2 protein-coding genes are annotated in these 13227 nt (G+C 64.3%); one reads left to right on the forward strand and one right to left on the reverse strand.

The window, feature by feature from the left end:
- Positions 1-201: 201 nt before the first annotated feature.
- The gene (locus ACI2KG_RS03405) at positions 202-10968 is read right to left on the reverse strand and encodes a peroxidase family protein (RefSeq protein WP_404660796.1); all 10767 of its coding nucleotides are present in this window, start codon (positions 10966-10968) and stop codon (positions 202-204) included.
- Positions 10969-11488: 520 nt separating this feature from the next.
- Here ACI2KG_RS03405 and ACI2KG_RS03410 point away from each other — a divergent pair.
- Positions 11489-13225: a type I secretion system permease/ATPase gene (locus ACI2KG_RS03410; RefSeq protein ID WP_404660797.1), complete on the forward strand. Its 1737-nt coding sequence runs from the start codon at positions 11489-11491 to the stop codon at positions 13223-13225.
- Positions 13226-13227 lie beyond the last annotated feature (2 nt).

The raw sequence follows: 13227 nt of genomic DNA on the forward strand, positions 1-13227 counted from the left end.
AGGCCAGGGTGTACATCAGCCAGGTATCGAGGGGAAACATGCGGCGACGCCTTTCGCGAGTGAATGGGGCCGCTTTGCGGCCCATCGCGACACAAGGCCGCTCCTACAGGAATTACGCGATTCCCTGTAGGAGCGGCCTTGTGTCGCGATGGGCTGCGCAGCAGCCCCTGCATTTGAAGCAACAGCTTATCCCTCAGGCCCTCAACCCGCCAGGATGAAGTCCGCTGCGGTCACCGTGGTCGCATCCGCCACCCCCACCAGGCGGATGGAGTCGGCCGCGCCGATGCTAACCAGTGTATCCGCGCCAACATCGGCGATGATCACGCTGGCAGCAAAGGTGGCCGCGGTGATGTTGAGGGCGGTGATATCCAGCCGGTCCTGGCCACCCGCCGCGATGGCATCGAAGTTGATGATCAGGTCGTTGCCGAAACCAGCCGCAAACTGGAACACATCGTTGCCGTCAGTGGCCATCATGGTGTCGTTGCCGGCACCACCCGTGACCGTGTCGTTGCCTGCTGCACCGTTGAGGAAGTCGTTGCCGGCGCCGCCGAGCAAGGTGTCATTGCCAACATCACCAAACAGCGTGTCGTTGCCATCGCCGCCCTGCAGGGTGTCGTTGCCGTTGCCACCGTCAAGGCTGTCATCGCCAGCACCACCGTTCAGCGTGTCGTTACCGGCATCGCCCAGCAGCGTGTCGTTGCCGTCACCACCATCCAGGCGGTCATCCCCGCCGCCACCGTTCAGGCGGTCGGCGCCCAGGCCGCCGAACAGCTGGTCGTTGCCCGCATCGCCGTTGAGCGTGTCGTTGCCGGCATTGCCGTTGAGCACATCGTTGCCACCGTCACCACTGAGCGTGTCATTACCTGCCGCGCCATTGATGATGTTGGCCAGGCCATTACCGACACCGGTGAAGTTGCCCGCCCCGGTATAGGTCAGGTTTTCGACGTTGTTGGCCAGGGTATAGCTGGCCAGCGTGGTACGTACCAGGTCCGTACCTGCCCCCGTGGCCTCGACCACCACATCACCGACGTTATCCACCACGTAGGTATCGTTACCGACCCCACCCACCAGGCGGTCAGCCCCTGCACCGCCGTTGAGCAGGTCGTTGGCAGCGCCACCGGTGATGGTGTTGGCCAAAGCATTACCGGTACCCGTAAAGGCGCTGCTGCCGGTGTAGGTCAGGTTCTCGACGTTGGCACCCAGGGTGTAGCTTGCCAAGCTGGTCTGCACCAGGTCGGTACCGCCGTTCAGCGCCTCGGTGACCGTGTCGCCGGTGTTGTCGACCACGAAAGTATCGTCGCCGGCCCCGCCGATCATTACGTCCGCACCCAGCCCGCCATTGAGGATGTCGTTGCCGTCCTCGCCGTTGAGCAGGTCGGGGTCGTCACCGCCGTTGAGGGTGTCGTTGCCGACACCACCAAACAGTTGGTCGGCGCCACCCAGGCCATTGAGGATGTCATTGCCACCCAGGCCCGAGATGATGTCGTTGCCCGCGCCACCGGTCAGCGTGTTGGCACCGTTGGTACCGACCAGCACCACGCCAGGTGGCACTGTCACCGCTGCGGTGGCTGCCGAGGTCAACGACTCCAGGGTGCCGAAGCCATCGGTGTAGCGCACGATCACCCGCAGCTGCTGGTTGCCTTGGGCAAAGCCCGGGGTGAAGGTGGCAGCGGTAGCACCGGCGATGTTGGCGAAGGTGCCGCCAGTGCCCTGTTGCCACTGGAAGGTGAAGGCACCCAGGCCGTCCAGGTCGGCAATGGCCCCCGTGAGCGCGGTCAGCGTCTGCCCCTGGTCAGGGGTGGTGTCGCTGATCAGCACCGCACCGGTCGGGGCGTCGTTGACGTTGGCCACCGGGTCGAGGATATCGGAGGCGACACTTTCCTGTACGCCAAAGTCATCCACGTAGCTGACCACCACCCGCATGTTCTGCCCCACTTGCGCCTGGGTCAGGACAAAGGTACTGCCGATGGCACCAGCAATGTTGACCCAGCCGACACCGCGGTTGGACTGCCACTGGAAGCTGAACTGCGGGTTGCTCAGGCCATCGGCATCGACGATGGTTGCCGGGTTGGCGGTGAGCGTCTGGTTCTGGCGCAACAGCCCGGTCACGGTCGGCCCGGCACTGGGCGCGCTGTTTGGCGATGAGTCGACGATTTCCAGCGTGCCTTTGGCGTCCTGGTACACCCCACGTACGCGGATGCTCAGGCCGGCCACATCGTCGGTCACCCGGTAGGTGCTGCCGATGGCCCGCGAAACCTCGCCGGCCGCGACGAAGGTGATGTCTTCGTACACCCCCGAACCTGGCAGGCGCTCGACCTGCCAGTAGTAGGCGATCGGGCCGTTGACGGCACCGCTGGCATTGGCCGCGCTGGCGTTGTCGGCATCGTGCACCGCCAGGTTGGTGACTTTCAGCAACTGGCCGCTGACCGGTGTGTCGTCCCGTACGCCGCTGGCTGCATCGAGAATCACCAGGTGCCCCGAAGGGCCTGCGTTCACCGCAGTGCCCACGCCAGAGGCCCGCGCGGTGTCCGAGAACTGCAGCCGCTCGATGCCAGTCAGGTGATCGACACCATCACGCCCGGCCACCAGGTCGGTGACGGTCACCGAGTTGCCATCGACCACCACGTTGTAGTCGGTGGACACCCCCGAGAACAGCGCGGTGTCGTAGTTGTCGGTACCGCTGAGAATTTCCCGCACGATCACCAGCTGGCCCGGGTTGTAGGTGCCATTGAGCATGAACGGCACCATCGGCTCCATGCTGTTGAAGCTGGCGATTTCCGGGCCGCTGCCGTCGTGGTTGGCGCGTATGCTGATGCGTACGTTCAGCCACTTGTCACCGTCGAGGATGTCGTCCCCGCCACGGCCTTCGAGCAGGTCGCTGCCGCTGCCGCCGAGGATGATGTTGCCGCCGTCGTAGAACGTCGCGCCAGCAGCCAGCAAGCCGGCCAGGCCGTCGATCAGGCTGATGTTGGTCAGCACACTGCCCGTCGCGCCAGCGGTAGGCAGCGAGGTGGCGTCTTCGTTGTCACCGCGCAGGAAGTCGCCATGCGCCGAACCCGACAAGCCTTCCATGATGTCGAAGCGCACCAGCGCCGAAGCGCCAGAGCCCGGTACCGGCGGTACATCGAAGAAGCGATCGCTGTAGTCGATGGTCACGCCCTGGGCGAGGTCCTTGAAGGTTGCCCAGTCATAACCCGAGCCGCCGATGTAGCGGTCGCCGAAGCCCAGGCTGCCGACCATGATGTCGTCGCCGCCTTCACCGTTGAACTTGTCGTTCTCGTTGCCGCCGATGAACACGTCATTGCCGATGATCGGGTCGTTGCCGAGCGGGTCGAAGTTGTCGCCGGGCGCGCCGTCCGAGGTGCCCTTCTCGATCCAGTCGTCGCCTTCGTTGCCCATGTCCTGCTCGTTGGCCTTGCTGCCGAGGATAAAGTCATTGCCCTGGCCGCCAATGGCTTCGGAGGCATCCTCACCCGTAACGATGAAGTCGTTGCCGAAACCGCCGATGATCAGGTTGATGCCGTTACCGCCGTGCAGCACGTCGTTGCCGTCGCCGCCCTGGATGTTGTCGTCACCGCCCATGTCGCTGATGATGTCGTCACCGGCACCGCCGCGCAGCTGGTCGTTGCCGTCGCCACCTTCGATGCGGTCGTTGCCGGCATCGCCCCACACCGTGTCGTCACCCTCGCTGGAGACCAGGATATCGTCACCATTGGTACCGCCCAGCACAATGTGCTCGGTACCGGCATAGCGGATGTAGTTGCTGTCCGGGCCAACCGTCAGCGGGCTGTCACGGAACACCACCTGCTGGCCGTTTTCGCCCAGCGGGTCGGCATTGCCCAGGCCGTCGTTGTACTGCTTGCTCTGGTCCAGCTCCAGGTAGAAGCCAGGGTCGGAGAACACCAGGCCTGGCAGGTGCGTGGCCGAGGTGTTGGCCATGATCAGCTTGGCGAACGAATTGCTTTCCAGCTCGGCGTTCATCGACAGGCCGGCGGTGCGTTCCAGGTAATAGAAGCGGTCGCCGTCCTGCAGTTTCTCCATCTGGTTCTCGAACACGAAGTTGAAGGTGGTGCCGAGCATGCCGCCGAACGGGGTTTTCTCTTCGGCCAGGCCACCGATCCACAGGTCGATGGCATCGACCCCGGTGATGGTCACCCCTTTCAAATCATCGACGGTGCCCAGTACGCCATCCTTGCCGGCCAAGGTCTTGTTGGCCCAGGCGCCGCTGCTGTTGAGGAAGTCCAGGCGGTCGGCCGGCGCGCCATTTCCGCCGAACACCAGGGCCATGGCCGCAGCACGTTTTTCCAGCAGCGTAGTAGCCCCGGTGATGCTGCTGTGGGTGCCATAGGCGGCGATGAAGTTGATCAGTGACTCCGGATGCTTCAGGTGCTGCACCAGGTCAACCCAGCTGGTGTACGGCTTGAGCTGGGTATCGCCGGTTTGCCCGTAGATATCACGGCGCAAGGCGTTCAGCGAGGGGATGCCGACGTCGCGGCCACGGGCGATGTTGATGGCCGGCAGGTCCAGCGGCAGGCCCAGCAGGTTGTTGCGCAGCGCCTCGGTGACGAACTCGTCGATTTCGTTGCCGGCCTGGCGGGTGACCCCCCGCACGATGGCGCTGGTGGCGTCCTCGGGGGTAACGCCACTGGCGGCATAGGCCAGCGGGTTGAGGAACGCCGCGATCAGCCCCAGTTGCTGGTCGGGGTTGGCACTGGACGGGTCCTTGATGACGTTGAAGTCGATGTCGAAACGGTCGACGGTCTCGGTCAGCATCGAGTGGCCAAAGCGGTACACGGTGTGGGCGAACTCGGCGACGATCGAGGCGTCGAGGTCGACGTCGTACACCTGGGTCGGGGCGAAGAACAGGTCGACCCGTGGTTGCACGGTACGGGCGAACTCTTCGAACACCAGGTGCTGGTACTGCATTTCGGTGCCGAACTTGGCCGCCTGGAACAGCCGCTCGCCGTTCCACACCAGGGCGTCGACCTGGGCCTGGGTGGTGGGCAGCGCGGTGACCGGGTTGAGCAGCCATTCGTTGAGGAAGGCCAGGTCCTTCGAATCAAGCACGGTGTCCTTGGTCTGCGCCACCAGCCGGTTGTGCTCGGCGTGGAAGATCGCGTGCACGGCGGTCAGGCCGATGTTCTCGTTGACCCGGCCATCACCGGCGATGTAGTGCGCGTCCAGCAGTTCGTTGTCGTAGGCCAGGTTGGCCCCGGTATTCGGGTTGACCGGTACCGCGTTACCGGCAACGTTGTCGGCATCCGGCGCCAATGCCCCGGCACTGAACACCGGCACGGCATTGTGGGCAATGTCGGCCAGGAACTGGTGGCCGGTGCGCACGGCGTTGACCAGGCTGATCGGCGCCAGCGGGTTGCCTTCTATTTGTTGGTCATCGGCAGTACCGGCGATGCCGTCGGCCCCCTTCATCACTACCATCGGGTAGCCGTGCGGCCCTTTGATGAAGTTGCCGTAGGCGTCGGTGGCCAGCAGCGGCACGTTGTCGACATCGGCGTCGGTCAGGTTGATACCAAGCAGGTCACGGGCTTGTGCCTTGACCACCTTCCAGGTGGCCATGCCGCCGATTTCGTGGTCATCGGCAGTACCGAACTTGCCATCGGCGCCCAGGTCGCGGTTGGTGATCAGCTGGCCGGTAGCGACCGGGCCATTGGCCGTCATCATGTACGCGCGCAGGAACACCTGGTGCGAGGGGTGCGAGCTGTAGGTCTGGTTCTGGTCCACGAACGGCGTGGTGGTGTTGGTGTGCTCGTGGATGTCATCGGCCGTGCCGAGTACACCATCGGCGCCCGGCAGGTTGGTGGCACGGGTCACTACCATGAAGTTGGTGAAACCGTTCTGCACATACAGCGGGTCGTCAGGCTTGAGCGGAATGTAGATGGTGCCCGAACCGCCCTTGGTGACCAGGTCCAGGCCATGGTCGAAGAACTGCCCGAAGAAGGTCATCCAGGCGTTGAACGGCGCCGACAGCCCAGCATCGGCGGCGGTGTTCTCGAACAGGTACACGTCATGGTCGTCAGCGGTACCGAACTGGCCATCCATGCCCGGGCTGGCGACAACGCGTACGCCGTCCTTGAGCACGTCGTCATTGCCTTGCGCGCCGAAGTCCAGCTTGCCGTTCAGGCCCGGGTCATAGGCGGTGGCATAGGCCGCCGGGTTGTTCGAGGTCTGGTCGACGATCAGGTTGCTGATGGTACGCGGCTGCGAATCGAACACCGGGCCGTTGGTTTGCTGGTACGAAGAGCCCGGAATGGCTGGCGAGCCAGGGCCGAAGAAGCCGGCCGGCGCGCCTTCTGCCGGGTTGAATACCGGGTCGGCGAGGCGCGGGAACACGTTGTCGGCAGCACCGTACTGGGTGTGGTTGTTGCCGTTGAGGTTCATCAGGTTGTTGTTCGAACCATCCACCGCGCGCAGGCCCAGCGGCGCGCGGATGTTGGGGATCAGCGAGAGGATGTCCTGGCCGTGGGCATCGGCCTCGGCGATCTTGATTTGCGCGAGGATGAAGTTGAGATCGGAACGGACCATGTGCAGGCCTGCGCCACCGTCACTGGCATCCACCACCGGCACGGCCGGTGTCGGTACCACCGGCGCGCCCGGCAGCACGGCACCGGTGGGCTGGGAGAACAGCACTTCGGTGGTGCCGTGGGCATCCTGGTAAATGGCCTTGACCCGCAAGTTCAGGCCGGCCAGGTCTGGCGAGACCTTGAACGAGGTGCCGTCGGCACTCTGGAACGCCAGGTCGCCGGCGGGCAGCAATATGATGTCCTGGAACACACCGCTGCCCGGGTCGGCCTCGAACTGCCAGTAATAGGACACAGAGCTGTTGGCCAGCGTACCCAGCGGGTTGCCGGTGCCAATGTTGTCGGCATCGCGCACGCCGGCCACGCTGACGGTGAGCATGTCGCCCACCGTGATGGTACCCGCGTTGCCACCGGTTACGGTGGGGCTGCCGGTGGGCTGTGCGTTCACCCCTTGCACCAGCACGCGCTGGCTGTCGGCGAACTGCAGGCGCTCGATGTGCAGCAGGGTATCGACGCCGTCACGGCCGGCCACGGTGTCGGTCACGGTCCACACATCGTCGGCGGTATCGGCCGTACCCTTGTCGTTCTGGGTGACTACGTACTCGCTCTGCACCCCCGTGAACACCGCGGTGTCGAAGGCCGCGCCGCCCGTCGAGGTGCCGGGCAGGATTTCCCGCACAGCCTTGAGCTGGCCGGGGTTGTAGGTGCGGTCGAGCATGAACGGGATCATGTCGACCATGCTGTCGAAGCTGGCGATTTCCGGGCCGGTGTGGTTGACGTCGCCTGGGGCGTACACCGCGATGCGCACGTTCAGCCACTTGTCGCCGTCAATCAGGTCATCGCCGCCACGGCCTTCGATCAGGTCACTGCCGTTGCCGCCCAGCATGATGTTGCCGGTGGCAAAGCCGCTGGTTGGCAGGCCGGCATCGGTCAGGAACTGCCGCAAGCCGTGGATCAGGTCGACGTTGGTCAGGGCGCTGCCCGTGGCGCCACCATGGTTGAGGATGGTCACGGCATCGACGTCATCGCCTTTGAGCACGTCGGCGAACTTCGAACCGGACACCCCTTCCACCTCGGCAAAGCGGTCGAGGATGGAGGCCGACGATGCACCGACCGGGTTGAATACCCCGGCGTTCTGGTTCGGCGCATTGCCATGGGGCTGGGCCAGGGCGGCAAGGCTCAGGTCGACGGTGACGCCCACCTGGTCATTCTTGTAGGTCACCCAGTCGAAGCCGGACATGCCGTCCATCTTGTCCTGGGCATCACTGCCGACGAAGATGTCGTCGCCGCCCTCGCCGATCATTTCGTCAAAGCCGCCGCCCCCGACGAAAATGTCATTGCCGACCACTTCGTCACCCAGCAGCGGCGCAAAGTTGTCGCCGGGCGCACCGTCCTGGGTGCCCTTCTCGATCCAGTCGTCGCCCTCGTTGCCGGTGGGTGGCAGGTTGGTCTTGGCACCGAGGATGAAGTCATCGCCCTGGCCGCCGAAGGTGGTGCTGATGTCTTCGGTGGTGATGATGAAGTCCTGGCCATCGCCACCGAGGATCAGGTTGCCGGCCGCCAGCATGCTGCCGGCGACGATCACGTCGTTGCCGGCGTTGCCTTCCAGGCGGTTGTCACCGAACGAATCGGTGATGATGTCGTCGCCTGCGCCGCCGAGCACCGCGTCATTGCCCGCGCCGCCTTCCAGCACATCGTCGCCGGCATCGCCGTAGAGGGTGTCGTCGCCGTCACCGGAGATGATGATGTCGTTGCCGGAGGTGCCGCCCAGTACCACGTGGTCTTCGCCGGTGTAATGCAGGTAGTTGCTGTCTGGGCCGACCGTGTCGGGGTTGTCGCGGATCACCAGCGGCACCAGTTCGACGCCATTGATCATGATGCCGCCAGTCGGGTCGGCGCGGCCGTCGGCGCCCAGGCCGGTGAACTGGTTGGCCTGGTTCACTTCGAGGGTGAAGGTGGGCGTGAGGAACACGGTGTTGGACAGGTGGGTGACGTCGGAGTTGAGCATGATCAGCTTGGCGAACGAATTGTTCTCAAGCTCCGTGCCGAAGTGCATGCCCGCCGTGCGCGACAGGTAGTAGAACCGGTCACCGTTCTGCAGGGCTTCCAGCTGGGTTTCGAAGACGAAGTTGAAGCTGGAACCGAGCATGCCGCCAAAGGGCATTTTCTTTTCGGCCAGGCCGCCGACCCAGAAGTCGATGGCATCGACACCGGTAATGGTCACCCCCGCGTTATTGGCCCAGGCGCCAGTGCCGTTGAGGAAGTCCAGGCGGTCAGCCGGTGCGCCGTTGCCGCCCAGCACCAGCGCCACCGCGGCCGCGCGCTTGGCCGCTTCGGTGGTGGCCCCGGTGATGCTGCTGTGGCTGCCGTAGGCGGCGATGAAGTTGATCAGCGATGCCGGGTGCTTGAGGTGGTCGGCAAAGTCGACCCAGCTGATGTAGGGCTTGAGCTGGCTGTCACCGGTGGCGGCGTAGAACTCGCGACGCGCCTCATTGAGGCTGGGGATACCGGTGTCACGGCCACGGGCGATGTTCAACGCCGGCAGGTCCAGCGGCAGGCCGAGCAGGTTGTTGCGCAGGGCTTCGGTGACGAATTCGTCGATTTCGTTGCCCAGTTGGCGGGTGACACCGCGGATGATCGCGCCGGCCGCTTCGTCGGCAGTGGCGCCACTTTCGGCAAACGCCAGCGGGTTGAGGAAGGCAGCGATCAGGCCCAGTTGCGGGTCGCCGTTTACCGTGTCGAAGTCAGCATCGAAACGGTCGACGGTTTCGGTCAGCATCGAGTGGCCGAAGCGGTACACCACATGGGCGAACTCGGCGAGTATCGCCGGGTTGATCGAGGTGTCGTAGCCGTTGGGCGCGAGGAACTCGTCGATCTGCGGCTGGATGGTGCGGGCGAACTCTTCGAACACCAGGTGCTGGTACTGCATTTCAGTGCCGAACTTGGCAGCCTGGAACAGCCGCTCGCCGTCCCACACCAGCGCGGCGATGCCGGCGGGCGTGGTGGGGATGGCGCTGACGTCATCGATCAGCCATTCGTTGAGAAACGCCAAGTCACCGGCAGCCAGCAGGGTGTCCTTGGTTTGCTGCACCAGGCGGTTGTGCTCGGAATGGAACACATGGTGCACGGCAGTCAGGCCGATGTTCTCGTTCACCCGGCCATCGCCAGCGATGTAGTGGGCGTCGAGCAGTTCGTTGTCGTAGGTCAGGTTGTTGCCGCCCTGCCCCACAGGCTGTGCGTTGCCGATGGCAGCGTCGGCGTCGGCCTGCAGCACCTCACCGACCACCACGGGCGCGGCATTGTGGGCAATGTCATCGAGAAAACCATGACCGGTGCTCACGGCATTGGCCAGGCTGATGGGCGCGGCGCGGTTGCCTTCGACCAGCGTGGTGACGTCGTCGGCGGTGCCCGCGATACCATCGGCGCCATTGTTCACGCGCATCACCACCTGCGGCATGCCGTTGGGCCCACGCAGGAAGTTGCCATAGGGGTCGGTGGCCAGCAGCGGCACGCTGTGCACGTCGGCGTCGGTCAGGTTGATCCCCAGCAGGTCACGGGCCTGGGCCTTGACTACCGCCCAGGTGGCCATGCCGCCGTTTTCGCTGTTGCCATCGTCGCCAGTGCCGAACTTGCCATCGGCACCCAGGTCGCGGTTGGTGATGAGCCGCCCGGTAGCCACCGGGTCGCCAGCGGCGTTGAGCGTGTACTCGCGCAGGAACACCTGGTGCGACGGGTGCGAGCTGTAGGTCTGGCTCTGGTCGACAAACGGCGAAGTGGTGTTGGGCTGGCCATCGTCGGCGGTGCCTAGCACGCCATCGGCACCGGCCGTACGCACGGCGCGCGGTAGCACCATGAAGTTGGTCGGGCTATTGGCTTTGTACAGGGGGTCGTCCGGCAGCAGCGGGATGAACACGATGTCGCTGTTGCTTTTGGTGACCAAGTCCAGGCCGTGGTCGAAGAACTGGCCGAAGAAGGTCATCCAGGCGTTGAAGCCGGCGGTCAGGCCGACGTCCGGCGAGACGTTAGGGATGAAGAACACCGGCTTGTCGTCGGCGGTACCAAAAACCCCGTCGATGCCTGGGCTCATCACCGGGGCCGCGCCACCATTGGCCTCGACGGCGGCCGGGTTGTTCGCCGTCTGGTCGACGATCAGGTTGCTGATGGTACGCGGTTGCGAATCGGTGACCGTGCCGGTGCCGACATAGTTGGCGCGGTACGAGGCATCGAGCAGGCGCAGGAACGAATTATCAGCGGCGCCGAACTCGCTCTGCCCTGCCACCAGGTTGTTGTAGCTGCCATCCACGGTGCGCAGGCCGAACGGTACCTGGCTGTTGGGCAGCAGGTCGATCAGGCTGGTGCCCGCGGCATGGGCTTCGGCGATGAAGATTTGCTTGAGGATGAATTCCAGGTCCGACTTGCTGAAATTGGCCATTTCAATTGCCCTCGATGTCGGGAGAAATCACAGGGCAACAGGGTCCTTCCCGCGCCCAGTCAGGTTTGACGTGCGCAGCTTCTGGTCATGGGTTCTGGGGCTGCTGGGCGGTGTCGTGCTGACGCCGCTGGCCTCATCGCCGGCAAGCCGGTTCCCCTTGAAGCAGAGGGAACCGTGTAAACAGTGCGATACAGCGGTGTAACGCACGTGCATCGCTCCCAGCTCACGCAGGGGCCGAATACATCAGACTAAAGTCGCAGGCGAAAAGCTTGTCAATATCCCGTCAAAAATATCGTCCTGCAATGATAATGCGTTGCAACTCGCTGTTTTCAGGGGACTTATAAAAAGTTCAAAGATTTTATAGAGCAAAAAGATATTACAGGATGTTTCGCTGCAACCTACGCTGCTGTTTATAACAAGGCCGCGGTGGCCTACCCGCCTGCGAGCCGCTCAGAAGCCACGACTACCGCTGTACGGGGCGCCGCAAGGGCTTCCCGTTTTGTGAAAAGGGAGGCCTTCGATGCAAAAGCCGCCGCGATCCCGCTCCGAACTCGCTGACACACTCTTTCGCCTGCGCCGCAGTTTCTATGCCCTGGCCGCGTTCAGCGGCGTAATAAACGTCATGATGTTGACGCCAGCGGTGTACATGCTGCAGGTGTACGACCGCGCCTTGGTCAGCCGCAATGTCACCACCCTGGCCATGCTCACCGTGCTGGTGGTGGGGTTGTTCCTGCTGATGTCGGCCTTGGAGATGATCCGCACCCGCGTGTTGGTCCGGGTTGGCAACTGCCTGGACATGGACCTTAACCGGCGCATCTTCAGCGCCGCGTTCGAACGCAACCTGAGCCGCGCTGGCGGCAACCCGGCACAGGCCCTGCAGGACCTGGCGCAAGTGCGGCAGTTTCTGACCGGCAACGGCTTGTTCGCCTTCTTCGATGCGCCCTGGACGCCGATCTACCTGCTGGTCTGCTACCTGATCCACCCTTGGCTGGGGCTGGTGACGATGATCGGTTCGCTGATACTGGTGTTCCTCGCCTACCTCACCGAAAAGGCCACGCAAACGCCACTGGCCGAAGCCAACCAGGCAGCCCTGTCGTCAGCCAGCTACGCCAACAACAACCTGCGCAATGCCGAAGTGATCGAAGCCATGGGCATGCTGCCGGCTGTTGGCAAGCGCTGGTACCAGGGCCACCTGCGCATCTTGCAGATGCAGACCCTGGCCTCCGACCGCGCGGCGCTGATCAGCAGCACCGGGCGCTTTGTGCGCATCACCTTGCAGTCGCTGATCCTCGGCACCGGTGCATTGCTGGCGATCGAGGGCAAGATCACCCCCGGCATGATGATCGCCTGTTCGATCCTCACTGGCCGCGCACTGGGCCCGGTGGAACAGGTGATTGCGTCGTGGAAGCAGCTGCTGGGCTGCCGCCTGGCCTGGGGCCGGCTCAACGACCTGCTGCAAGACTACCCACAGCGGCCACCGAGCATGTCACTGCAGCGGCCGATGGGCATGCTGGCGGTGGAAAACGTGATCGCCGGCGCCCCCGGCAGCAACACCAGCATCGTACGCGGGGTGAGCTTCAGCCTGGCTGCCGGCGACAGCCTGGGCATCATCGGCCCGTCTGCCTCGGGCAAGTCGACCCTCGCCCGCCTGCTGGTGGGTGTGTGGCCGGCCCAGGCCGGCAAGGTGCGCCTGGATGGCGCCGACATCTTCACCTGGAACAAGGCCGAGCTGGGCCCATGGCTCGGCTACCTGCCGCAGGACGTGGAACTGTTCGAAGGAAGCATCGCCGAAAACATCGCGCGCTTTGCCGAGGTGGACAGTGACGCGGTGATTCGCGCGGCCCGCAGCAGCGGCGTGCACGAGATGATCCTGCGCTTCCCGCAGGGCTACGACACCCGCCTGGCGGCCGATGGCAGCCCACTGTCCGGCGGCCAGAAGCAACGCATCGCCCTGGCGCGCGCACTGTATGGCGAGCCCAACCTGGTGGTGCTGGACGAACCCAACGCCAACCTCGATGACGTTGGCGAAAAAGCCCTGGTCGATGCCCTGGCCGAGCTGAAGGCACGCGGGGCCACGGTGATCCTGATTTCGCACCGGCCCAATGTGCTGTGCGCGGTCGACCAGATCCTGATGCTACGCGACGGTGGCGTACACATGCTTGGCAGCCGCGACGAAGTGTTCAACGCACTGCGCAAGGCCGCAGTGATTCCGGCGGCCGCTGCGGCGCCGCTGGCTTCGGTAAAAGCCCGGGAGTGATC

The sequence above is a fragment of the Pseudomonas sp. NPDC089407 genome (genome assembly GCF_044900445.1).
In the GTDB taxonomy this organism is placed as follows: domain Bacteria; phylum Pseudomonadota; class Gammaproteobacteria; order Pseudomonadales; family Pseudomonadaceae; genus Aquipseudomonas.

Coding starts and splice junctions, on each gene's coding strand:
- ACI2KG_RS03405 (WP_404660796.1), bottom strand. CDS start 10,968: ATGGCCAATTTCAGCAAGTCGGACCTGGAATTCATCCTCAAGCAAATC.
- ACI2KG_RS03410 (WP_404660797.1), top strand. CDS start 11,489: ATGCAAAAGCCGCCGCGATCCCGCTCCGAACTCGCTGACACACTCTTT.